Origin of the sequence: Xanthomarina sp. GH4-25, from assembly GCF_045363175.1 — a bacterium.
Lineage (GTDB): Bacteria > Bacteroidota > Bacteroidia > Flavobacteriales > Flavobacteriaceae > Xanthomarina.
In genome coordinates this window covers 547,828-574,017 of the sequence record NZ_JBJFLO010000001.1, presented here as the reverse complement: position 1 = coordinate 574,017, position 26,190 = coordinate 547,828, and the positions used below count along the sequence as shown (strand labels likewise).

General features: G+C 34.9%; 18 protein-coding genes. 8 read left to right on the top strand and 10 right to left on the bottom strand.

The window, feature by feature from the left end:
* Both ACI5KZ_RS02620 and ACI5KZ_RS02615 read left to right on the top strand, forming a co-directional pair.
* A partial coding sequence (locus ACI5KZ_RS02620) for an HYR domain-containing protein (RefSeq protein ID WP_406846809.1) occupies positions 1 to 7,111 on the top strand: 7,111 nt, incomplete at its 5' end.
* Positions 7,112 to 7,337: 226 nt separating this feature from the next.
* Entirely contained in the window at positions 7,338 to 8,132 is a 795-nt protein-coding gene (locus tag ACI5KZ_RS02615; protein WP_406846808.1) for a hypothetical protein, read from the top strand.
* A gap of 72 nt (positions 8,133 to 8,204) precedes the next feature.
* Here the strand turns inward: ACI5KZ_RS02615 and ACI5KZ_RS02610 are convergent, their stop codons facing one another.
* The 4 genes from ACI5KZ_RS02610 to ACI5KZ_RS02595 form a co-directional block, all read right to left on the bottom strand.
* Entirely contained in the window at positions 8,205 to 8,747 is a 543-nt protein-coding gene (locus ACI5KZ_RS02610; RefSeq protein ID WP_406846807.1) for a YfiT family bacillithiol transferase, read from the bottom strand.
* Between the two features lie 62 nt (positions 8,748 to 8,809).
* Positions 8,810 to 9,514, bottom strand: coding sequence for a tetratricopeptide repeat protein (locus tag ACI5KZ_RS02605; RefSeq protein WP_406846806.1), 705 nt, complete (start codon positions 9,512 to 9,514; stop codon positions 8,810 to 8,812).
* A 144-nt stretch (positions 9,515 to 9,658) separates the two neighbouring features.
* Positions 9,659 to 10,591 carry a peptidylprolyl isomerase gene (locus ACI5KZ_RS02600; protein ID WP_109307961.1) on the bottom strand — a complete coding sequence of 311 codons (933 nt, stop codon included), beginning with the start codon at positions 10,589 to 10,591 and terminating at the stop codon, positions 9,659 to 9,661.
* A gap of 221 nt (positions 10,592 to 10,812) precedes the next feature.
* Positions 10,813 to 13,014 (bottom strand): RecQ family ATP-dependent DNA helicase, encoded by a 2,202-nt coding sequence (locus ACI5KZ_RS02595; RefSeq protein ID WP_406846805.1) that lies wholly within the window; start codon positions 13,012 to 13,014, stop codon positions 10,813 to 10,815.
* A gap of 251 nt (positions 13,015 to 13,265) precedes the next feature.
* Here ACI5KZ_RS02595 and ACI5KZ_RS02590 point away from each other — a divergent pair, with 251 nt between their 5' ends.
* From ACI5KZ_RS02590 to lptB, 4 genes are all read left to right on the top strand, one after another.
* Positions 13,266 to 14,183 (top strand): SIS domain-containing protein, encoded by a 918-nt coding sequence (locus tag ACI5KZ_RS02590; protein ID WP_109308140.1) that lies wholly within the window; start codon positions 13,266 to 13,268, stop codon positions 14,181 to 14,183.
* Positions 14,183 to 15,016, top strand: a complete 834-nt coding sequence (gene tatC, locus ACI5KZ_RS02585; protein WP_406846804.1) for a twin-arginine translocase subunit TatC — start codon at positions 14,183 to 14,185, stop codon at positions 15,014 to 15,016. The genes ACI5KZ_RS02590 and tatC overlap by 1 nt, the downstream gene beginning before the upstream one ends.
* Positions 15,000 to 15,347, top strand: a complete 348-nt coding sequence (locus ACI5KZ_RS02580) for a carboxymuconolactone decarboxylase family protein (RefSeq protein WP_406846803.1) — start codon at positions 15,000 to 15,002, stop codon at positions 15,345 to 15,347. Before tatC ends, ACI5KZ_RS02580 begins: the two co-directional genes overlap by 17 nt.
* A 74-nt stretch (positions 15,348 to 15,421) precedes the next feature.
* Positions 15,422 to 16,162: an LPS export ABC transporter ATP-binding protein gene (lptB, locus tag ACI5KZ_RS02575; RefSeq protein ID WP_406846802.1), complete on the top strand. Its 741-nt coding sequence runs from the start codon at positions 15,422 to 15,424 to the stop codon at positions 16,160 to 16,162.
* A 102-nt stretch (positions 16,163 to 16,264) separates the two neighbouring features.
* On the opposite strand, the gene ACI5KZ_RS02570 is transcribed toward lptB, so the two are convergent.
* Both ACI5KZ_RS02570 and ACI5KZ_RS02565 read right to left on the bottom strand, forming a co-directional pair.
* Positions 16,265 to 17,137, bottom strand: a complete 873-nt coding sequence (locus ACI5KZ_RS02570) for a DUF808 domain-containing protein (RefSeq protein WP_406846801.1) — start codon at positions 17,135 to 17,137, stop codon at positions 16,265 to 16,267.
* A gap of 87 nt (positions 17,138 to 17,224) precedes the next feature.
* Positions 17,225 to 17,977: a CDP-alcohol phosphatidyltransferase family protein gene (locus ACI5KZ_RS02565; RefSeq protein ID WP_406846800.1), complete on the bottom strand. Its 753-nt coding sequence runs from the start codon at positions 17,975 to 17,977 to the stop codon at positions 17,225 to 17,227.
* Between the two features lie 329 nt (positions 17,978 to 18,306).
* Here ACI5KZ_RS02565 and ACI5KZ_RS02560 point away from each other — a divergent pair, with 329 nt between their 5' ends.
* Both ACI5KZ_RS02560 and ACI5KZ_RS02555 read left to right on the top strand, forming a co-directional pair.
* Entirely contained in the window at positions 18,307 to 19,338 is a 1,032-nt protein-coding gene (locus tag ACI5KZ_RS02560) for a PorV/PorQ family protein (RefSeq protein WP_406846816.1), read from the top strand.
* Positions 19,339 to 19,793: 455 nt separating this feature from the next.
* Positions 19,794 to 20,969 carry a DUF4105 domain-containing protein gene (locus ACI5KZ_RS02555; RefSeq protein ID WP_406846799.1) on the top strand — a complete coding sequence of 392 codons (1,176 nt, stop codon included), beginning with the start codon at positions 19,794 to 19,796 and terminating at the stop codon, positions 20,967 to 20,969.
* 188 nt (positions 20,970 to 21,157) lie between these two features.
* Here the strand turns inward: ACI5KZ_RS02555 and ACI5KZ_RS02550 are convergent, their stop codons facing one another.
* The 4 genes from ACI5KZ_RS02550 to ACI5KZ_RS02535 form a co-directional block, all read right to left on the bottom strand.
* Positions 21,158 to 22,549 carry a sugar transferase gene (locus tag ACI5KZ_RS02550; RefSeq protein WP_406846798.1) on the bottom strand — a complete coding sequence of 464 codons (1,392 nt, stop codon included), beginning with the start codon at positions 22,547 to 22,549 and terminating at the stop codon, positions 21,158 to 21,160.
* Positions 22,550 to 22,692: 143 nt separating this feature from the next.
* Positions 22,693 to 23,703, bottom strand: coding sequence for a glycosyltransferase family 4 protein (locus ACI5KZ_RS02545; protein WP_406846797.1), 1,011 nt, complete (start codon positions 23,701 to 23,703; stop codon positions 22,693 to 22,695).
* Positions 23,663 to 25,027 (bottom strand): O-antigen ligase family protein, encoded by a 1,365-nt coding sequence (locus tag ACI5KZ_RS02540; RefSeq protein ID WP_406846796.1) that lies wholly within the window; start codon positions 25,025 to 25,027, stop codon positions 23,663 to 23,665. Before ACI5KZ_RS02540 ends, ACI5KZ_RS02545 begins: the two co-directional genes overlap by 41 nt.
* A 17-nt stretch (positions 25,028 to 25,044) precedes the next feature.
* A complete protein-coding gene (locus tag ACI5KZ_RS02535; protein WP_406846795.1) occupies positions 25,045 to 26,172 on the bottom strand; it encodes a glycosyltransferase in 1,128 nt (375 codons plus the stop codon).
* Between the last annotated feature and the right edge of the window lie 18 nt (positions 26,173 to 26,190).

Genomic DNA, 26,190 nt, shown 5'->3' with positions numbered 1-26,190 from the left:
TGGTGCTAATCCTCAAACGGTTGAAACTTGTGGAACTTATAACGAACTTGGTGCTACGGCTAACGATCCTTGTTTTGGAGATATAACTGGTAGCATCGTTATTGATGCTTCGGCTGTCAATACGGCTCTGGTTGGTTCTTATTCTGTAACTTATAATGTAATGGATGCTGATGGAAACCCAGCTGCTCAGGTAACTAGAACGGTTGATGTTGTAGATACAACTATACCAACTTTCAATTCCTGCCCTCCTAGTGTTTCTGTAAATAACGATGCTGGAATTTGTGGAGCTATTGTAAACTATACTGTTCCAACAGCTACAGATAGTTGTGGAACTGCAACTGTTACTCAAACAGATGCTACTGGATTTACTTCAGGAGACATTTTCCCTATTGGTACTACAACAATAGAATACACGGCTACAGATGGAAATGGAAATAACACGGTTTGCTCATTTAATGTAACTGTAACAGATAATGAAGTACCAACGATAATCTGTCCTACAGACATTACTGTAAATGCTGATGCTAATTGTGAAGCAACCACGGTAACTTTAGGTGCTCCAACAACCTCTGATAATTGTGGTGTGGCATCTGTAACAAACGATTTATCATTGCCTTTATCTGTAGGAATTCATACCATTACTTGGACAGTAACAGATACAGCTGGATTAACAGCTACATGTACGCAACAAGTTACTGTTGAAGATGTTACACCACCTGTGATTACCTGTCCTACTCCTAACCCTTTCTATAACACAGATGCCGGACAATGCAATGCAACTCTTACATTTAATGCAACTGCTACAGATAACTGTAGTGGATCTCCTATTATAAGTTATGAAATAGCAGGAACACCAATAACGTTTCCTTATGTATTCCCTGTAGGAACTACAACTGTAGATGTTATTGCTGATGACGGAAACGGACTTACCTCTACATGTAATTTCAACGTTTTAGTAGAAGACCATGAAGCTCCGACAGCTGTTTGTCAAACAGTTCCAGTTACAATAACTCTAGATGCGACTGGAAATGCAAATATTGTAGCTTCTGACATAGATGGTGGCTCTTTTGATTATTGCGGAACAGTTACACTTAATGCTTCACAAACAGCATTTACATGTGCTGATGTAGGTACCAATATCGTGACATTAACAGTAACTGATACTGCTGGAAATTTTTCAACTTGTAATGCAGAAGTAATAGTTCTAGATCATGTGCAAGGGGCCACTGCTACAATAACCTCTACGCCAGGCTCGCCAATCTGTTTAGGAGAATCAGTAACCTTTACTGCAACTGGCACTAATTTAGGTGCTAACCCTTCTTACCAGTGGTATGAAGGAGGAACTCCTGTTGGTACAGATAGTAATACTTACGCAACTACAGGTCTTACTAATGGTGAAAATGTCTATGTAGAAATTACCTCCGGCCCATGTAATACGGTTACAATTAGTAATACGATAGTAATGACTGTTAATCCATTATTACCTGTAACATATACTCTAAATACTTCAGCTAATCCAGCTTGTTCAGGAGAGAATGTAACATTCTTTGTAACCGGTTTAATAAATGGTGGAGCGACACCAACCTATCAATGGTATGAAGGAGCAACTCCTGTAGGAACAAATACAAATTCATACACCTCATCAACAATTACAGATGGTGAAACAGTTTCTGTTGATGTAACATCAAGCTTGGCTTGTGCTAACCCTATTCCGGCTACTCAAAGCATTACTATGACAGTAACACCAAATGCTACCATTTCACTAACATCAGCTGCCGGAACAGATAATCAAGAAATTTGTAATGGTAGTAATATTACAGAAATCGAATATAATCTTGGCTATGTAACAGGAGCAGGAGCAACAGTTACTGGTTTGCCAGTTGGTTTTACCACCAATTATTCTGGAAGTAGTTTTACAATAAATGCTGGTTCAACAGTCCCTGTGGGTACATATAACTACACAGTTACTCCTATTGGTTGTGGTAATGCTACTGCAACTGGTACGATAATAGTGAATCCTGATGCTACAATAACTTTAATATCTCCTGATGCTTATGAAGGACTATGTAATGGCAACCCTCATTCAAATTCTATGACTCCTATTCAATTCCAATTAGGCCCAGGAGCTACAGGAGCAATTTTAAATAGTACTCCAGCATTGCCAGCAGGTATAATAGGGAGTTATAACGCAGGTACAGGTGTTTATACTATTAGTGGTTCAACTACACAAGTAGGAAGTTATGTTTATACAGTGACAACTACTGGCTGTGGGTCAGGAGCATCAATTGAAGGACTTATTAAAGTTTATAATGGACCACCAGTAATTAATGGAACTATAAATAATACAGGTGGATGGCCTACAAATATATGTGATACACCACAGACAGTAACTTTTTCAGTTCCATTAGATCCAAATGTAGAATCATACAATTGGACCTTCTCAAGTACAAATTTTACAATAGTCTCAAGTAACCCTAATGCTAACAGTGTTGAAGTCTTTATAACGGAACCTAATTGGTCAATTGGACATTGGGCTAATGTCACAGCCGTAAATCCTTGTGGTACAGATTCAGAGTACGAGAATGTGGTGAATTTAAATTTGAATCCTATTGATATTGAAGTATATACGCTAGATGACAATTCAGGAGACACGGATATAATATATGTTTGTGAAGGTACTACTTCGTATCAAATGGCTGGTGATGTTGGAGGTATAGATTATAGCAACTGGGAATGGAGTGATAATGGAGGAATTGATGGTACTCCAGGTAGCTTTTCTACAATAACATCTCCTCCGACCTATATTTGTGACTTTGAATTATTTGGTATCTGCTGGAGCGGTCATTGGGAATCAGGAGTAACAACAACTACTTTTAATAGTATATATACATTTCCTGCTAATGCTGAAGGTGGTGATATTATAACAATTACATTGGAAGCTAATCAAACTTTATGTGCCCCAGCTACTGACAACCTAGAAATCCATATATTAGAAGCAACAGACGCTGAAATCACCTCAACAGATACAACCATTTGTGAAGGAGAAAGTACTACGATAACCTTTGAAGGTGCTCCTGATAGTCAGATAAGAGTTTATGATGGGAGTGGGAATGTATGGTACAATGTTCAACCTGACGGTACATTTCCATTGACTGTTTCTCCAACCGTTACAACTACCTACACCTTAAACAGAGGGCGTTACCATCCAAATACTTATCCTGGAAGTAATAATAATAATTGCCCAACTGTTCTTAATGAATCTGTAACTATTACAGTTAACGAACCCCCAACAGTAACAGCTCCAGCAGATATTACCATCTGTGAAGGAGACACTGTATCTTTAGCTTCGGCTACAATTAATGGTACAAACGCTGTTGGTTCATGGACAACTTCTGGTAATGGAACATTTGCCGGTAACATATATACTCCACATGCTGCTGATGTATTTAATAGTCCTATTACTTTAACATACACCAACACTCCAAGCGATGGTATTTGTTCTCCAGTAAGCGACACCATGTTAGTGACTATCAATCAGGCTCCAACAATCTATGCTGGTGTCGATCAAACTATATGTAGTAGCGACTCTATTGCTATGACAGCTAGTTTTGGTGGTAGTGCCACATCTGGTACTTGGTCTGGTGGTACAGGAACTTTTAGTAGCAATGCTCCAAATGCCACTTATACACCAGGTGTTGGAGAAACAGGAACTATTATCTTAACCTATACGAGTAATGATGCTGATGGTGCTGGCCCTTGTGGTATAGCAACTGATACTGTTGAAATTACAATAAATCAAGGTGCAACAGTTAATGCTGGAGCAGATCAAACTATTTGTAGTAGTGATACCGTTTCATTGTCAGCTAGTTTTGGTGGTAGTGCCACATCTGCAACATGGAGTACAAGTGGTTCAGGAACATTTTCAGGTTCTACTTATACACCAAGTACAGCAGATATTACTAATGGATTTGTAACATTAACGTATACAACAAATAACCCACCAGGTATTTGTGGTATTGTTTCAGATAGTATTCTTATAACAATTAATGAAGCTGCTACAGTTAATGCTGGTTTAGATTCAACGATATGCTCTTCCCCATCTTCTAATACCATTGCATTGAACGCAAGTACAAATACAACGGGTAGTTGGTCTGGTGGAACCGGAACTTTTAGTGATCCTTCTTCACCTACAGCAACGTATACCCTTGGCGTTGGAGAAACATCTGGAACTTTATCTCTTACTTATACAACAATAGATCCTGATGGTGCTATTGGTCCTTGTTCTGCTGCTTCAGATACGGTTATTTATACAATAACACCATTCATAAACGCAGTAGCAAGTAACCTTACAACTATTACTAACTGTAGTAATACCAACATTCAATTAAATGCTAATGGTTCAGGATTCTGGTCTGCTACACCAGTAACACCTGGAAGCACTTTTGTGTTTTCTAATGTGAATGACCCAAATGCAATGTTTACAGGCGAGAGTGGTGCAGAATACAACATTACTTGGACATTAAACAATGTGTCTCCTTGTGGTATTGATACCGACATGTTAAACATTGTTTTTCCAAATTGTACAGATCAAATAGATTTCGATGGTACAGATGATAATATTAGTTTTAACAATGCGTATAATTTATCTGGTTCATTTAGTATTGAAGCTTGGATAAAACCAAATGAAATTAATGCCAATATTCAAACGATTCTGTCTAAACGTAATGCGAATAATTTAGCAACTGGCTATGATTTAAGATTGGTTGGCAATACCATATCGTTTCATGCAAATGGTTCAAATATTTCAGCTACTGGCATTACAGATAGCAGATGGTATCATATTGCTGTTACCTATAATGGAACACAATACAAATTGTATGTTGATGGTATTGATATGAACACAAGAACTGGCCCGAGCCCTACAACAAACACGTTTACAACACTTTTAGGTGCGATGTCGCGTGTTAATAATACACCAACAAATTACTTTAAAGGGTGGATGGACGAGGTTCGTATTTGGAATAGAGCCTTGACAGCAACTCAAATTAGAGAAATGATGAATCAAGAGATTCAACCTAATGGCGCATTAGTTCAAGGATCTGTAATCCCAGTAAACATTTCTGGACCATTAAATTGGAATACCGATTTAATAGGGTATTATAAAATGAATCAAGGGTCTGATATTTCAGGTGGAAATTTAGTTGCAAATGTTGGTGTTTCTGGTTTGTTACGAAACATTACAACTTTACAATCTGAATCTGCGCCATTGCCTTATATTAGCAATGCAGCTGGAAATTGGACTGCTGCTAGCACCTGGCTTAATGGCTCTGTGCAACAAATACCAAATACCAATGGACTTAATGGAAACCCTGTAACCTGGAACATTGTTAGAACCCAACACAATATTAGTTCTACTAATAAAAACATTACGGTTCTTGGTCTAATTGTAGATGAAAACACCTTGACGATTGAAAATTCAAACCCTGTTGAAGGTCAAAGCATCCGTGTAACTAATTATTTAAGAATTGGTGATTTAAACAATGGAAACAACCCTGCTGTACTGGATCTTGAAGGTGAATCTCAATTATTACAAAACACCAATAGTATTGTAGATTACACAGCAGATGGTGCATTACATAAAGACCAACAAGGCACAACCAACTTATTCAATTATAACTATTGGAGCTCTCCAGTAAGTACAGATGGTAATACCTATCAAATTGGTTCTATACTGCATGATGGAGCAAATCCTGTAGGATGGACAACTGCTAATGATGCCACGGGAAGCACAAACCCAGTAACTTTAAGTAGCCGTTGGTTATACCTTTACGAAAATTATCCAGTTGGAAATTATGCTGATTGGCATAGAATCAATCAAACTTATAATGTACCTGTAGGTCTTGGTTATACCATGAAAGGTAGTGGTGTAGGCGACCCTATAAACGATGTGCAAAATTATACGTTTGTAGGTAAACCAAATAATGGTATTATTACTTCACCAGTAACTGGTGGTAATGAAGCACTTGTTGGAAACCCATATCCTTCAGCATTAAATGCCAATCTATTTATAGCCGATAATGCAGGAAGTATCACAGGACCACTTTACTTCTGGGAACACTCTAGAACTAATGCATCACATGTTACAATAGATTACGAAGGTGGCTATGCAGCTTATTCTCTTTCTGGTGGTGTTGCAGCAACCACTCCTCCTACTGGTCTTGGTGGCATTGGATCCGTTGGTAAAATTCCAAGACAATTTGTACCAGTTGGACAAGGTTTTTATGTCACTGGCGACTCTGATGGAGGAACAATTACATTTAATAATAACCAACGTGAATTTAGAAAAGAAACAACACCTAATACATCTGTGTTTATAAGAAATTCTAATCAAGAAAGAACCGAATTGGAAGATCTAACAAAACGTGTACGACTAAACTTTACTTCTCCTGAAGGTGCTATTAGACCTTTATTATTAGCCTTTACGCCAAATAATGAAGCAACCGAAGGTGTTGATTATGGGTATGATGCTAAAAATTCTGACTACTTCCCTAGCGACATGTCTTTTGTAATTGATAATGAGAACTATGTCATTCAAGGTGTTGGTGAGTTTCAAATAGATAATATGTATCCTATATCTATCGAATTAGGAACCTCTGGAACCATTGAGATTGAATTAACAGATTTAGAAAATTTCGATGAAGAAATTGATGTATTTGTTTATGATGCCTTATTAGGAACCTATTCTAGAATTAATACGGTAAATTACCAAATAGCATTAGACGCTGGAAGTCATGCAGACAGGTACTTTATTGCCTTTAAAAATGAAGCAACTTTAAATACGGTTGATGAAGAATTCTCTAATGTGATAGTAAATTATTTAAATGCATCTAATGAAATCTATATTAATGTACCAAATGCATTAGAAATCAAACAAGTGTATTTAATTAATATGTTAGGACAAACGGTTAAATCGTGGAATAAAACCAATGCACCTTTATCTCATGAATGCAAAATTCCTGTGAGAAAAATTTCTGAAGGGACTTATATTATAAAAGTGAGAACTTCAGACAACAAACTTATTAACAAGAAAATTGTTGTGAAACAGAATTAATGTTTTAAAATTATTGTACAATTTTAAGCGACCCATTTGGGTCGCTTTTTTTATTTTAAATAAACCTGATACGCTTTATGAAACTATTTTTATTCCGACATTCAAGGAACAAACAAAAAAACATTTATGCATTTCATCGATTATTTTAGTATTTCATGGATTAATTGAAATAAAATACTATCTTGCTAGTCCCAAATTATATCAATTCATTTAAAACCTAACTAAAATGAATAAATTAACCTACTTATGTCTTATTGTGTTCTGTGCTACCTTTTTAACACAGGCAAGTCCTTTTTCAAATAACACAAGCACTGCTGAAATGTTTAACGACATCCAACGTGTTCGTATTGATTTTACAATGCCTAACGGTTATGTTAGACATTTACTGTTAGCTTTTACACCAGACAATGCGGCAACAGATGGAGTTGATTATGGATACGATGCGTTAAACTTCGATAATTTCCCAGATGATTTAAACTGGATGATCGACAGCCAAAGATACGTGATTCAAGGAGTTGGTGCATTCGATGTGTCAAAGCACTACCCTTTAGGTATGTTTTTATCGAATTCTGGAGATATAGCCATTTCATTAGACACTCTTGAAAATTTTAATACAGATATTTCTGTGTATTTATATGATACCGTTACCAATACACATACCTTATTAAATAACATGGATTTTCAACAAACAGTAACCCCAGGAACATATCTGGATAGGTATTATATTACATTTGCTAATACCACTTTTCCAAATGATTTAGAAACGCAATTATCTATTTCAGAGGAAGAATTAATAGACACTAAAATAGCCTATTTACTACAGTCTAATGAATTAGTGATTGAAAGCACTTCAACCATAGAACAAATTGAAATATACAATCTACTAGGTCAAAACCTGTCTCAATTTAAAAACATAAACAACAGTCATTTTAGAAATAATTTTATTACAGAATCAAAAAATTATCATGTTGTAAGGGTATATACTTCAGGTGGCGTCTTTAATAAAATAGTGTTCATGTAATTTGTTTCATAAATTGATTCAATCAAACATGAGATAGCGTTGTAATATTTCTTAATTTAACTTATAAGAACCCTACCACTGTTCCCGTTTTATAAGATGTTCAATATGCGCAAAATGATGGTTGCAATGCCAAGCATAAATACCAATATTTTTCTTTAATACAATTTCTTCGTCATGTTCTGGATGAATAAAACTTTTATTTAAATTGGTTTCATCTAAACCTTTTAATAAATACACCAATTTTGCGTGCACGGCCTTTAAATGATTTATGGATAAATTTATTGGAGCCGTTTTAGCATCGTCTAACTCTGCCCAAAGCGCTTCATAATAATATTTAATTACTGGCGTCTCTTCAGTTAATGCCCATTTAAATCGAATATAACTATGATGATGACTGTCGGCTAAATGATGTACAACCTGTCTAACTGTCCATCCATCCTGTCGATAAGGTGTATCTAATTGTGCATCTGATAAATTAGAAACTAAGTCTTCTAATCTCGCTGGAAATTGCTCTAAAGTTGCTATCCAAGATCCTAAATTTTTCTCAGTGATGTTTTTAGGACACTTGAAAGAGCCTATAGGGTATTTTAATTGTTCTAATGGTATTATGGTCATGACTAAATATAAAAAAAGCATCTCAATTGAGATGCTACTTTGTTATTAAATATTAAAAAAACTCAATCATTACTTTTCTTATAAGCTGCTATATATTTCTTTGCTCGTTTGTTTCCTGTATTCAACTCTAAAGCTTTTTCATAATTAATATATGCTTGTAAACTATCACCATTTCTTAAATAAGCATCTGCTAAACTATCGTAGGCATTTTCGCTTTCTGGATATAAAGCTGTGTTCATTTTAAACATATTTATTGCGTTTTCGTTTTCATTATTACGCAATAATTTATATCCCAGAGTATTAAAATCATTTTCATTAATTAGAGAGCTGGTAGAATCTTGTTTTTTAATCTCCAAAAAACCTTGAAGTGCTTTATCATATTCATGAGCTTTTAAATACATACTTGGTGTTTTAAAAGAATCTGCAACTTTTAAGTAATCGTAGGTTATCGGGCCACTATCTCCTTCTGGTATAACAGATAAAAAACGTTTTTTAGTTTCTGGATGCTGAACAAAACGTAATTTCTTATACATATCTGCAACAAAAAAAGTGTTTTTATCTAAAACTACAGGCTCAATAAAATCAGCGCCACGCCATTTCAGGAACAACTTATTATTGTTATAATAAACATCGATAACTTCATCTGGACTGTATAAATAACGACCTGAAGTTTGATTTATATGCTCTTGAGAATAATCTATGTTTTTTGAACAGCTTGTAATAATAACTGCAAAGAAAAAAGTAAGAATAAAAGCTTTTGGTGTCATTTTGAATAGATTGATTGGTTAATAGAAAATAACGAGCAAAAAAAAGTCTCATTATAAATGAGACGATTTTTTTCTATAATTGTTACTTTTTTTTGAAATATTCTCAATTCCATTTGCAGAAACAAACCATTCGAATAGGCAAATTTATTTCACATCCATTAATTCCACATCAAAAATCAACGTAGCATCTGGAGGAATAACACCACCTGCACCCTGACTTCCGTAGCCTAAATCGCTTGGAATAACCAATCGCGCTTTATCTCCAACGTTTAATAATTGAATGCCTTCATCCCAACCTGCAATAACCTGTCCTACTCCTACTGAAAACTCTAGTGGTTGTTTGCGTTTGTAAGACGAATCGAAAACAGTTCCATCAGGTAACTGCCCTTTATAATGTACTGAAACAGTTTTTCCTTTTTCTGCTTTTACACCTGTTCCTTTTTGAAGTATTTGATAACGTAAACCACTTTTTGTTTCTTCAAAACCTACAGCTAATTTATCTAACTCAGCTCTTTTTGCTTCACGTTCAGCAGCAACTCTTTTTTCTCGAGCTCCTTCAAAAGTTCTAAAAGCTTCAATAGCATTAAATGCTTCTGCTTCTGCTCCTTTTCTTATAATTTCTAAAGTGGTTAATTCATCTCCTTGTGCTATGGCATCTACCACTTCCTGACCTTCAATAACATTCCCGAAAACGGTATGCATATTGTCTAACCAAGGGGTTTCTATATGCGTAATAAAAAACTGAGACCCATTGGTTCCTGGTCCGGCATTGGCCATAGATAAGACACCTGGTCCAGAGTGCTTTAAATCCGGATGAAACTCATCGGCAAATTTATAACCTGGATTTCCTGTTCCTGTTCCTTGTGGGCAACCCCCTTGAATCATAAAATCTGGAATGACTCTATGAAATTTTAAACCATTATAATAAGGTGTTCCTTGGGCTTTCGCCGAATTTTCCATGTTACCTTCTGCTAGTGCAACAAAATTCCCAACTGTTCCTGGTACTTTTTTGTATTCTAGTGCTACTAAAATGTCGCCTTTACTTGTATTGAATTTGGCGTATAAACCGTCTTGCATATGCTTTGTTTTTTAATAATGTGCAAAGATAGTTAATGAAATTAAAAATGAAGAATTAATAATGAAGAATGCATGACGAAATTGTTAATCTCGCTACAGGCATCAAAAAAATATGACAAGGTTATCGTTACTAAGAGTCAAAGAATGTAAATTCACTAAAAACCGAATAATGGATGTAAGCAATAATATAATAACATAAACCTCAACAACAAACAATAAATCTAGTTTGCCACTTCGCTTATAAATTTAATACGATAGAGTCGTAATTCTTCATCATCATAATCGCCATCAAATTCATCTATAGCATCGTCTATCTTATCGGTTTTAGCTTCCATGAAGTAGTCGTGAATTTCTTCTTGTTGATCTTCGTCCAGAATACTATTAATCCAATAGTTGATATTTAATTTGGTTCCAGAAAAAACAATAGCTTCCATTTCTTTTATAAAGTCTTTCATCTCCATGCCTTTGGCTGAAGCAATATCATCTAAAGGTAATTTCCTATCGACATTTTGTATGATATAAAGTTTTAATGCCGAATTGGTTCCTGTAGACTTAACAACCATATCTTCAGGACGAATAATATCGTTTTCTTCAACATAATTTGCAATTAACGTCACAAAATCTTTTCCATATTTTTTAGCTTTCCCATCTCCAACGCCGTGCACATTACTCAATTCTTCTATAGAAATTGGATATTTTAATGCCATATCTTCTAACGAAGGATCCTGAAAGATAACAAAAGGTGGGATGCCCAGTTTTTTAGCATTCCTTTTACGTAAATCTTTAAGCATGTTCATGAGTTTTTCATCGGCTGAGGCTCCACCTCCTTTTGCAGATGTAATAATAGTATCGTCATTAGTACTATCAAACACATGATCTTCAGTCATCATAAAAGATTCTGGATGTTTAATAAAATGCTTTCCAGCATCCGTTATTTTAATTACACCATAGGTTTCTATATCTTTATGCAAGTATCCAGAAACCAAAACCTGTCTTACTAAAGCCATCCAATAACCTTTATCTTTATCTACCCCTTTTCCAAAAAAGTCTAACTCGTCTGTTCTATGAGACTTTATTAAAGCATTTGCTTTACCTATAATAACGTTTACCAGATCTTTAGATTTATATTTTTCATTGGTACTAACAACGGTTTCTAAAAGCAGTTTTACATGATTCTGAGCTTCATGTTTCTTTTTAGGATGACGAACATTATCATCTAAATCGCCACCTTCACCTGTTTCATTATCAAACTCTTCACCAAAATAATGAAGGATAAATTTTCTTCTGGAAATAGAGGTTTCAGCATATGCTACAACTTCCTGTAATAAAGCCTGACCAATTTCCTGTTCTGCAACAGGTTTTCCAGACATAAATTTCTCTAACTTTTCTATATCTTTATAAGCATAAAAGGCCAAACAATGCCCTTCTCCTCCATCTCTACCTGCACGTCCTGTTTCTTGATAATAACTCTCAATACTTTTAGGAATATCGTGATGAATAACAAAACGCACATCGGGTTTATCGATTCCCATTCCAAAGGCAATCGTCGCTACTACCACATCTATGTCTTCCATTAAAAACATATCTTGATGTTTGGCTCTTGTTTTAGCATCTAATCCTGCGTGATAAGGCACAGCTTTAATACCATTAACTTGTAACGTTTGTGCCAATTCTTCAACACGTTTTCGGCTTAAACAATAGATAATTCCAGACTTACCACTATTTTGTTTTACAAAACGAATAATATCTGCATCTACTTGTTTGGTTTTTGGACGTATTTCGTAATATAAATTGGGTCTGTTAAAAGAAGCTTTAAATGTTTTAGCATTTGGAATTGCCAGGTTTTTTAATATGTCTTCCTGTACCTTAGGCGTTGCAGTAGCTGTTAAACCAATAATTGGAATGTTATCGCCAATTCGCTGAATTATATGTTTTAGATTTCGGTATTCAGGCCTAAAATCGTGTCCCCATTCACTTATGCAATGTGCCTCGTCTACAGCCATAAAAGAAATTTTTACGGAACGTAAAAACTCAACATTTTCTTCTTTAGTAAGAGATTCTGGTGCTACATAAAGTAATTTGGTTACACCATCTACAATATCCTGTTTGACTTTTTTGATTTCAGTCTTATTTAAAGACGAGTTTAATACATGGGCAACACCTTCTTCGTTTGAAATGCCTCGTATAGCATCTACTTGATTTTTCATCAATGCGATTAATGGGGAAACTATTATCGCAGTTCCTTCTTGCATTAAAGCTGGTAATTGGTAGCATAAAGATTTACCTCCACCAGTTGGCATAATAACAAATGTATGTTGACCAGATAAAATACTTTTAATAACTTGTTCTTGCAATCCTTTAAACTTACTAAAGCCAAAATATGTTTTTAAGGCATCTTGTACGTTTTTTTCAACTATCGACATGAATCTTTTTAATTTTAATTTACACTTATATAAAATACATTAAATTAAAATTGCTATTAATTATCCTAATGTATTTAGAGACCTCTCAAAAAAAATTTCGTTAGATTTGTACCCTAATTTAAACGGACACAAAATCGTTTTGTTTGAATAACTTTAAAGATAATAAAATCTTTAAAAGCATCAACCCAAAAAAATAATAAATTTTGAACAGCCAGAATTCTATTATACATACTGCAAAACAAACCATTGAAATGGAAAGCAAGGCCATTTTAAATTTGGCCAGTTTAATTAACGAAGAATTTGCAGCAACTGTAGAGCTTATTTATAAGTCTAAAGGTCGCGTTATTATTACTGGAATTGGTAAAAGTGCCATTATTGCTACTAAAATCGTTGCCACTTTAAACTCCACAGGAACGCCAGCTGTTTTTATGCATGCTGCAGATGCAATCCATGGAGATCTAGGTTTAATTTTAGAAGACGACGTGGTTATCTGTATTTCCAAGAGTGGAAATACGCCAGAAATAAAAGTTTTAGTCCCACTAATAAAGAATGCTAAAAACAAAATGATAGCCATTACTGGCAATCTAGATTCCTTTTTAGGCCAACAAGCGGATTATGTATTAAACGCTTATGTGGAAAAAGAAGCCTGTCCGAATAACTTAGCACCAACAACAAGTACCACAGCTCAATTGGTTATTGGAGACGCTTTAGCTGTTTGTTTGTTGGAATTGAGAGGGTTTTCTAGCAAAGACTTTGCAAAATACCATCCTGGAGGTGCTTTAGGAAAAAAATTATATCTACGTGTTAGCGACATGTCCGAAGTCAATGAAAAACCTAGCGTAGCTTTAAATACAGGCATTAAACAGATTATTATTGAGATTACTGAAAAAATGCTTGGGGTTACAGCTGTGGTTGAAGATGGTAAAATCTTAGGGATTATTACAGATGGAGATTTAAGACGCATGTTGAGCAAATCGGATGATTTTACAACCTTAACAGCAAAAGATATTATGAGTCAGAATCCGAAACGAATTGACTCAAATGCTATGGCAGTAGATGCTATGGAGCTTATGGAAAAACATGGTATCTCTCAATTACTTGTTGAAAAAAAGGGACAATATGCTGGTGTGGTACATGTACACGATTTAATTAAAGAAGGCATTTTATAATGACAAAAAAGAATGTGAACGAAATGTCTTTCCTCGATCATTTAGAGGATTTACGCTGGCATTTAATTCGAGCTACCATAGCTATATTAATTTGTGGTACAGGGGCGTTTATCTTTTCAGATTTTATTTTCGACACCATTATATTTGGACCGAAGAGAATGAGTTTCCCTACTTACAAGTGGTTATGCAGTATGTCTCAATATATCGGTATTGAAACCACCTTTTGCCTGGACGAATTCCCCTTTAGAATTCAAAATAGAACCATGGCAGGACAATTTTCTGCCCATATCTGGACCTCTATTTATGCTGGACTGGTTATTGCTTTTCCTTATATTATTTATCAATTCTGGAAATTTCTAAGCCCAGGACTTCATGAAAACGAACGAAAACACTCCAGAGGCTTCATCATTATTTCATCATTCTTATTCTTCTTAGGGGTTTTATTCGGCTATTATATTGTAACTCCTCTATCTATTAACTTTTTAGGGACCTATAATGTAAGTAGTGAAATTTCGAACGAAATAGATATTAGTTCCTATATTTCTCTAGTAAGGTCTTCGGCTTTGGCTTCGGGTCTTATTTTCGAATTACCTATTATCATCTATTTTTTAACTAAAATAGGATTGGTTACACCTCAAATTCTAAAAAAATACAGAAAATTTGCTTTGGTAATTGTGTTAGTGGTTTCAGCCATCATTACACCACCAGACATTGCAAGTCAAATTATTGTAGCAATTCCTATACTAATACTTTATCAAGTAAGTATTTTTATTTCAAAAAGAGTGGTAAAAAATCAACAGAAAAAAGAAAAAAAACATGCCAGAAATAGTTAATGAATTCAACGAGTATCGTTCAAAAATGAACGACAAAATCTTAGCAGATAACAATAAAATCATCAAACGTATTTTTAATCTGGACACCAATGCGTTTCAGGAAGGTGCCTTAGATGTAAAAACCAAAGAATTATTAGGCTTAGTTGCCTCAACTGTTTTGCGTTGCGACGATTGTGTAAAGTACCATCTTGAATCAAGTTATAAAGTCGGCTTAAAAAAAGAAGAAGTTGTAGAAGCTTTAAGCATAGCCACTTTAATTGGAGGTACTATTGTCATTCCACATTTACGTCGTGCTTACGAATTTTGGGATGCTCTTGAAACCGAGCGTTAAACTTTTAATAAATGAAAGCTTAAAATATTAAGTATCTCTCTAATTTACTATTTTAGCAGGAATTACATGACTATATGAAGTTAAAAGCTGATAATTTAATGAAGTCCTATAATGGACGAAAAGTAGTAAAAGATGTCTCTCTTGAAGTTAATCAAGGTGAGATTGTTGGGCTTTTGGGTCCTAATGGGGCTGGAAAAACGACGTCTTTTTATATGATTGTTGGGCTTATTAAACCTAATGGAGGCAGTATTCATTTAGACAAAACAAACATCACCAAATATCCCATGTACAAACGTGCTCAAAATGGCATTGGCTATTTAGCACAGGAAGCTTCAGTCTTTAGAAAATTAAGTATTGAAGATAACATCTTAAGTGTGTTACAACTTACCAAGTTGACAAAGAAAGAGCAACACTTAAAAATGGAATCTTTAATTGAAGAATTTGGATTAGAACATATACGTAAAAGTCGTGGTGATTTGTTGTCTGGTGGTGAAAGAAGACGTACCGAAATTGCCAGAGCTTTAGCTACAGATCCAAGCTTTATATTATTAGATGAGCCTTTTGCTGGTGTCGATCCTGTGGCTGTTGAAGACATTCAGCGTATTGTAGCACAACTTACCAAAAAAAATATTGGCATTCTTATTACAGATCATAATGTACAAGAAACTTTAGCAATTACAGATAGAACGTATTTAATGTTTGAAGGAAGTATTCTAAAAGCTGGAGAACCTGAAGAATTGGCTAGCGATGAAATGGTTCGAAAAGTCTATTTAGGTCAGAATTTCGAATTACGTAAAAAGAAAATTAGAGAGTAAGCTTTTAACTCCCCAAAAACCAACAACCACTCCTCTACGTCACTTCGAGTGAAACCGAAGAATGAGGTGTTGTATCGAGAAGTAACCCATAACAGATAACCGTTACCCGCGAATCATCCCAACAACTTTCATCACAAGTTTAAAGAGTAACAGGGCTAAAAGTCCTACAACCAATCCAACTACAAATTCTTTAATGAGACTTGGCCAAGATTCTAAAACATGGTGCAGGTAGGCTATATTGTGAACAAAAATGCCCCCTGCAACCAGTAGGAGAGCAATTGTTCCAATTATAGATAAACTTTTAATAACATATGGTAACGACTGTACCAGCATGTTTCCAATAAAAAACAAGGCACCTTTCCCTTTACTTACTTTTACTAGACGCAGACCAAAATCGTCCATTCTTACTATTAAGGCTACTATACCATACACGCCTACAGTAGCAATAATGGCTACAATAGATACCACAATAATTTGCATCATTAATGTTTGTTCGAGTACCGAGCCCAAAGCGATAATAACAATTTCAACCGACAGGATGAAATCGGTTAATATGGCCGATTTAATTTTCTTTTTCTCTTGTTCTAATACCTCATCTTCGGAAAGTGATTGAGCATCTTCAGCAGTTTCAAGGTGTTTATGTGGCACAAAGACTTCATATACTTTTTCGGCTCCTTCAAAAGCTAAATAAACACCACCTAAAATCAAAATAATGGTGACAGCAGTAGGTAAAAAAGCACTTAATAAAAATGCAATTGGTAAGATTATTAGTTTATTAACAAACGATCCTTTAGAAATGGCCCATAAAACAGGTATCTCTCGGGAAGACACAAATCCTGAAGCTTTTTCTGCATTAACGGCCAAATCGTCTCCTAAAATACCTGCCGTTTTTTTAGTCGTTACTTTACTCAATACGGCAACATCGTCCATAAGAGCTGCAATATCATCAAGAAGAGCAAAAAATCCAGAAGCCATGTGTTAGTTTGGTGTTTAGTGTTAGGTGTTAAAAATATAAAAAAGGAATCTGATATGATTAAATACAACTTATTTAAAAAAGTGGTTTTATGAAATAGATGCCTGACTAAATAGAGATAATATTATATATAACAGAATGATTATTGGAATGGCTGCAAATTGTAAAACAGCCAATAACACCACACACAAAACGATAAAAATATAACGCAACGCATTATTTTTAAAACTAAAATCCTTAAACTTTAATGCAAATAACTTTACAGAAGAGACTAACATAAAAGCACTTACAAGCGTAAGAACAACTAAAAACCAGGTATTTAAAATCATCGCATTTATTAAATCGTTATTCTGAAACTCCATAATTAATGGCAAAGACACAATTAATAATGTGTTAGCGGGTGTTGGCAACCCTTTAAAATAAGATTGTTGATCTTCGTCAATATTAAATTTAGCCAATCTATAAGCCGATGCCATTGTTATTAAAAATCCTAATAGAGCAATGGGTGCAAATTGAAACCCTTGCCAGTGCATGGCACTATTCCATTCGTTAGAGAAAGATACCAAAGCTGGTGTATCACTAGACATGGCCAGTAGTTTAAACATAATAATACCAGGTACCAAACCACTTGTAACCATATCGGCTAAAGAATCTAACTGAATTCCTAAAGGACTTTGCACTTGAAGCTTTCTAGCTAATAACCCATCAAAGAAATCGAAAAAAATACCCAGAACTACAAACCCAGCTGCAGCTATAAAATTAGAATTAACGGCTAAAATCACAGCAATACACCCAGAGAATAAATTTAAAAGCGTAACAATGTTAGGAATCTGTTTTTTCATTAAAAATCACATATTTCATGTAAAAATAACAAACTATTTTCGTCTAATTGCAAATGAATTTCAAAATGATTGATAATAAATTTGCTTGTTCGTTTAATAAGACTGGTAATATAGTTTCTTAATAAGCTGCTCAATAATTCTAGTTGATGCTAAAAATACAGGAACTAGAAACGAATTTCAACGATTATTTTGACATTTAAATGGTATCCTACAACAATTATACAATAACTAGTATATTTTCAAGTTTAATATGTTGAAAAATTATAGCATATTTGCAGAAATAAATGCTTTTGAAAACGAAATTAACAAGCTTACTATTACTTATTTCCATGTCTGTATTCAGTCAAGCCGTTAGAAAATATTCTAACGAGTTCATGAATATTGGTGTTGATGCTGCTGCATTAGGTATGGGTAATGCTGTTACCGCTCATTCTGCCGATGTTAATTCTGGTTATTGGAATCCTGCAGGCTTAGTTCATTTAGAAGACAAACAATTGGCTCTAATGCATTCTAGCTATTTTGAAAGCATTGCCAATTACGATTATATTGGATTTGCCATGCCTATAGACGAAAAAAGTGCTATTGGTATTTCGCTAATTCGATTTGCCGTAGATGACATCTTAAATACCACACAACTTATTGATGATGAAGGGAATATTAATTACGACAGAATTAGCTTGTTCTCTACAGCCGATTATGGCGTAACCTTCTCTTATGCTAGAAAACTCCCTTTAGATGGATTGAATTATGGTATTAATGCGAAAGTCATCCGTCGTGTTATTGGAGATTTTGCATCTTCCTGGGGGTTTGGTCTCGATGCAGCCATTCAGTTTCAAACCAGAAACGAGTGGAAATTTGGTATTATGGCTCGAGATATTACAACAACTTTTAATACCTGGGCAATCAATGAGGAAGCATTTGCTACCATTCAAGATGCAGTTGAAGGGCAAAATCAAGAACTCCCTGAAACCACTGAAATAACCATTCCGAAATTACAATTTGGGGTTGCAAAAAAATTCATTATTAGATACGATTATTCCTTATTAGCTGAAGTCGATTTAAACATTCGTTTTCAAGAAAACAACGACATCATTTCTACCTCTTTCGCCAGTATAAATCCTGCTCTCGGTTTAGAGTTTGGGTATTTAGATATGATTTATTTAAGAACAGGGGTTAGTAATTTCCAAAATGAATTACAATTAGACGATAAAGAACGTGTTAGTTTCCAACCTAGTATTGGTGTTGGATTTAATTACAAAGGCATCCAAGTAGATTATGCATTTACAGATATTGGAGATCAAAGTATTGCCTTGTATTCCAATGTGTTCTCACTAAAAGTAGACTTTAGCATCTTTAGATAAATTCTAAGGTTTATAAAAAGGAAGTTATCATCAACCTTACTAGACTTCCCCCCTCTTAAAATAAAAAGCCTAGATAATTACTGTTTATTATATCTATTCAAATAGCAAAACATAGCTCTTGCTTCTCTAACTGACAAAGGGCCTATTTTTATTTTCGTAGAAAACAAGGTGAAATCTGAAGCGGTGGATGAAGGAGGATGGCCTAGCAAAGCGATTGCCATACGCATGATAAAGATTTTCGTAGTTTTCAAGAAAATTAAAATCAGCCTAGATTTTTTTGGTTCGTTTTTTCATCAATGGAAAAAATGAACATATAAAACAATTGTTTCAAATAGATATCACACCCAAAAAAAGCTCCCCTCATTAACTCTCAAATAAAGCAGCACAAAGAACTCAATCAAGCTTCTAAAAAATCACATAGTTTTCACTAAATTTGAAGCAAATAAAACCACCATATGCAGAAAATTGTTTTAGCCTTCAGTGCATGCCTTTTTGTTGTCCTTTCCTCATTTTCGCAAACAAGACGTCTCTCGCCAGATGCTGAAATTAGCGTCTTAACCATTGGTCCAGGAACTTCTTTAAACGATGCTTTTGGTCATAGTGCTTTTAGAATTAAAGATCAACGCCACGGTATGGATATCACATACAATTATGGTATTTACGATTTCAACACGCCTAACTTTTACCTGAAATTTGCTCAAGGCAAATTAAACTATCTTATAGGTAGAAACTTTTATGAAGACTTTTATAATGCCTATGTCTATCAAAATAGAACCATCCAGGAACAAACTTTAAATCTAACTCAAATTGAAAAGCAGCAAGTTTTTGATTACCTAGAAACCAATTACAAACCTGAAAACAGAGCCTATCTATACGATTTCTTTTTTGATAACTGCGCTACTCGAATTAAAGATGTTTTAGTAAAGACTCTAAACACATCCATTCAATTTAATCCGCCATCTGGTTTTCAACCACAAACATTTAGAACTTTAATTCAAAATCAGTTAGACACAAATTCCTGGGGAAGCGTTGGTATTGACATCGCCTTAGGCTCTGTTATTGACAGACCAGCAACTCCTGAAGAACATATGTTTTTACCGAAATACATACATGCCTTTTTTGAAGTTGCAACTTTAGGAAACTCTTCTAAAAGCTTGATGAAAAATAACAGATTGGTATTTAAAAAAAGAGATGTGAATGCTTCTCAACAGGTGTTATTTAGTCCTTATGTGTTATTTAGTATTCTGGGACTTATCATACTGAGCCTTACTTTTTTCGATTATAAAAACCAACGTAGAACCAAACTTCTGGACATAATTATTTTTTCTACAACGGGCTTGATAGGTGTTTTTATCCTGTTACTTTGGTTTGCAACAGACCATGAAGCCACAGCGCAAAACTATAATCTACTTTGGGCTTTTGCCTTGAATGTGTTTGTCGTCGCACAGGTTATTAAAAAGACTCCCAAGCAATGGTTTATTAAGTATTTAAAATTCTTAGTGATTATGCTGTGTTTACTAACATTCCATTGGCTTGTAGGCATCCAAGTGTTTGCAATAGCTTTATTGCCTTTGCTTATTGCCCTAGGTGTTAGATATGTGTTTTTGGTTTGGTATTATAAGATGTTGTAAGTCCAATGTCTCCGTCTTTGCGAGAAGCGCAGCGACGTGGCAATCTGTTTAATAAAACCAACCAATCATAAGATTGCCACGTCGTCCCTGACGTCTCTCCTCGCAATGACACGCGTTTAGGAAAAACTCGTAATAATTATATGTTGTTGGGTTCTTTTACAGGATTGAGACTGTACTAAACACTAAACCTACTGCCCTCTAAAGAACACCATAGTACTTAAGGTCTTGATAATAACATTGGCATCTAATAAAAAGCTTCGGTGTTTGATATAATACAAGTCGTATTGCAATTTCAGTAAGCTATCTTCAACCGTAGACCCATAACGCACTTTTACCTGTGCCCAACCCGTGAGTCCTGGTTTGATAATATGTCGGGTTTCATAAAAGGGAATTACCTGAGATAATTCTTTTACAAAATATGGTCGTTCGGGTCTTGGGCCAATCAAACTCATGTCCCCTTTTAAAATATTAATAAACTGAGGGAATTCGTCCAATCTGGAACGTCTTAAAAACTTCCCAAAAGGCGTTACTCGAACATCATCTTTCTCAGCCCAAACAGCACCTTCCTTTTCAGCATTTACAATCATGGTTCGGAATTTAATAATAGAAAACACGTTTCCGTTTTTCCCTACCCTTTCTTGAAAATAAAACAGAGGCCCACGATTGGCTATCAAATTCCCCAGAAACACAAAAGGCAAAAGCAAAAACCCTATTAAAACTCCAACAAGGGCTATTAATGTATCAAATAAGCGATGGTAAAACAAATACAATTTGTTTTGGTTGCTACGACTAAATGGAAAGTATTTATAGAAGTCCTTCCCTACAAATTGCACGGGAACCCGATACGTAATGTCTTCATACACTTGGGTGTATTCTTTAATAGGAAACCCGCGTTCAAGAAGCATGATTAAATCGCCATAAATAGCCGATGTAATGGTTTCAGCATTGTAACTAGCCACTACAATCTCAGAGATGTTTTCTTCATCAATAATACGATGCATGTCACTTGGGTCATACTCTAAAATACCTTTGTATTTTATCTGAACATCCTGAGATTCTTCACAGTTAATAAATCCTACAATTTTATAATTAGGGTCGGCGTTTTTAAACGCATCTACAATGGTTTCAATGTTTGAAGTCTCCCCTACAATCAACACTTTTTTATAAAACCTTGGAGAGGTAATAAAATAGACATAAATCAGCCTCCAAATAATAAGCGCAGAGACTATTGCCATATAAAAATAACCTATTTGCAATCTATTAGAAGGAAGGAAGGGTGTAAAAAATGGGGTTAACAAATAAAATAAAACGGTAAAGGAGCTGGTTAAGAAAATATTGCTCACCACTTTATCCATTCTGCTCGCTTTTTGTAAATCGTAGAGTTCAAAAATGGTTCCAAACACACTAATATAAAGCAACAAGACCAAAACCCAGGACCAATTTTGATGGGTAACGGTAAAATAATCGAAAGCAAATATTGAGCTCACGAGATATAACATGCCAAGAATGGACAATATATCTACCACTCTTAATAAAATCTTACGTTCAGAAATATTAAAATGGATATCTTGTTTCGGCATCTAATTGATTTATAAGGTAAAGATAGTAAGTTAAAGAAATTATGCAAGTATTTTTGTTGTTGGTTGGTAGTTCTAGAATGTGTTAGCTAAAAAAACGAACATGCTGATGATAAAGTGGATTAGAAACTAAAATTTAAGATATCTCAGCTTAGTAACTTAAACCATTGTTGTTTTACCAGTTCCCAATCGAATTGCTCTACTTTTTTTCTAGCGTTAAAGGCCATGGCGCTACTGGCTACCGGGTTATTCATCAGTTGCTTGATGGCTACTACAAAAGCCTCCACATCATCAGGGGGCACTAATAGGCTGTCTTTTTCATGTTTTAAAAGAAATGGCAAGCCTCCTACATTGGTGGAGACCACTGGGAGTCCTAAAGCCATAGCTTCTATAACGCTTACGGGCATATTATCGAAATTGGTGGTGTTAATAAAGATGTTATAGTCTTTAGCCAGAGCCAACCAGTCCTTTTTTGGAAGTTTCCCTGTAATCCTTACAGACACCTCAAGGCTTTTAGCCAGTTGTATTACATCTTCTAAAGAGCCATCAGAATCTGGCCCCACCATACATAAACTAGCTTTTAATCCTTCATCTTGTAAGGCTTTTAGTATTTTTACTGCGAGTGTGGGGTTATAAATATTAGAAAACGAGCGCACCCACAAGAGTTTCACTTCCTCAAGATTTTTTACTTGGAAGGAGTACTGATCCATCTCTAAACTATTGGGAATATACACGACTTTTTTATAGCCATGAGCTTCAAAAGCCTCTTTTAAATAAATGGATGGCGATATCAATTTATAGGCTGGCTTAAAGATGATGCGACTCAACCTTGGATTTTTTTTTAATCGCATAGGTAAATTTCCCCCATTGAGACTGGGCACATATTTTAGGCCTAAAAAGCGACAAAACTGACTGACTAAAAGGGCATAGTAAAAATTTAGAGTACTGTAAGTGTCTATTAATACTACATCTGTGGTTTTTCTATATTTGAAACAGCACCAAAGCATGTCCAGCATGCGTCTTATTTTATTTGGATATACAGATGCATACCTCATGTTAAAGCCTTCATGTTCCAACATGGGTCCTAAGACACTTATCGAAGACACATTGCTTCGTTTATGATTTAATTTGTTTCCTATGTACAGGACGTTTTTCATAAGTGACATTTAATAAAGCTAAAGCATATACAAAAGATGGGGCTGCAATACGCATGCCTGAATGGTTTATGGTGGCAAACCAAAAGGCCAGAAAAGCATAAAAAAAGATATTTTTATTATTTCTTCCTCTATAAGCTAGAGGCGTAATAATTAAAATTATTAATATTATTATTCCCAAAAAACCATGTTCTGCTAACAGTCTTCCTATTTCATTATGAGATGGCAAATGCCCAATCCCTTCTTCTACTCGCATATTTTTCGTTCTACTTGCACCTACTCCTAGAAAAGGACTATCTAAAAAGCCTTCTATTTCATCCACAAAAAGATCTACTCGACCAGTAGTTACATCTTCTTTTTCAATACCTGAAGCATTTTCATTCGCATAGCGTTTATCTATCAAACCCAATGTTTGATTGGAACTAATAATCCAAGTAACAGATATGGCAATAATTAATAAAACAAATGACATGATGATTTTATTTTTTTGTTTTAGCGAAGAATTGGAGAACAAGACCCATAAAAAAGCTGTAACTACAATAATTGCCGCAAAAACACCTCCTCTACTAAAAGTCACAATGGCTCTAAAGGTCATGGCTCCAAAAATAATTAGATTGATACCACTTAAAAGCATATTTGGAGATTTTAAAAAAAATCTAACTATAACCACAAACATTCCTAACCCTAATCCTGTTGCCACTTGATTAGGCCCAAAGCCTCCTGATGTTGCCAAATTTGAAGCAGTTCCAGATAAGGTGTCTTTAATTGTAGGATTAAATAAGAACAAATAAACAGTCGTTGAAATTAATGGATATAACATATATTGCATCACACTCAATAACTGATTATTAGTTACTTTTCTATCGTAACAAAATAAAGATGCTACTCCCAAACAAACGGGGCCACTTAATACAAAGGCTATATTAGTTCTAAAATGAGCTTCATAAGTCAAAGTAATAGATGCAACAACTATGGCGGGTACCAATAGAATTAAATAAATAAAATAAGGATAGCCTTTACCTGAAATCCCTTTAAAAAACATGCCCATTAACATGAAAAGGATTACCAAATATTTTGAACCTTCATAAGCTAACCCCCCTTTTGTCATCCTAAATAGCACTTCAGCTCCCACAAAATAAGCACATCCTTTTAATATTTCTAAGGTTTTATCTTTATCTGATGCTGAAACTATATGCCATATAAAGTATAGCATTGCAATTGTAAAATACGCTTTCGAAAAAAAATCAAACACAAAAAACAGCACACCTAAACCTATATGTATTATTACAAGTTCAATATATCTATCAGGTTTTTTTATGTTTTTCATAAATTGTAATTAATAAATTATTTCAAAATAGCATTACAAATTTTATTATTATAATGCTCAAATGTAAATAAATGTACAAGCCTTCTTTGAGAATCAATTATCTCAATATATTCTTCTTCTGTAAAGTTTAATAGTGTTCTTACTTTAATTATAAAATGATTATGTGTAACTTCATCCACTATCAATCCATTTACATCATTGATGATATATTGACTGATACTAGAAATATTAGAGACGATGGGCAGACATCCATAATTCATAGCCTCAGCAATGGCTTTTGGAAAGCCTTCTGAGGCGGTGGTGGGCATTAAATAGACTTGACACGCTCTATAAATCTCGAAGACTTCCTGTCTTGGTAAAAAGCCATGAAACTTAAATGTCACCCCAGCTGTTTTGCTTAGCTCCTCAAAATAGGCTTTTTCTGGACCATCCCCTACCAAATGCACCACTCCAATACGTTGTTTTTCAAGATCAGTTAGTGCTGCCATGGCTTGAATGATTCGCTCAACGCCTTTAGGCCTTTCTAAACGCCCTACATAACAGAAATGAATAAGACCCTCTAAGGATTTTTCTTTCCCTAATTTTAACCCTTCATCAAGTTCCGCATTCGTTAAGCAGGGATTTTCAAAAGTGATACAGTGTTTGGGCTGATGGTTCCAACTCCCATTGATGGTCACCTTCCTAGATTGCTGTTTCAACATCCAGCGTTGTAATCTATAGCCCCATGGTGGATGTTCTTGATTCCAATTCCCTGCATACTTAAACCAACCGGGTGTCTTAACACAAAAACTTAGAAAGGGAATCACATACACGCCCATGCCCGTAGGCGCTCGAAACTGGAACCAATCAACCTGTTTTAAAGTCCGATTAATAATTCGTAATACTTTAGGTGCCTTCCAAACAAGTTCTATTTTAGATATTATGCTTTGGCCACCTAAAGCAGGTAAAGGCACAAAAACCACTTTATCAGACAGATACGGCAAGGCACTTGGAGGAGCTTCGGTGTCATGTAACATGGCCACATGATATATGGTTTCAAAAATCTCAAGGAGGTGATTGATTTCCGTAATGGTAGGGCCCCAACCAACAATGGTGCCATCTGGGGCTTTATAATGTTCGGTATGTGATATAATGGCCAGTTTCATCTGCTTTTTTTATTGCCT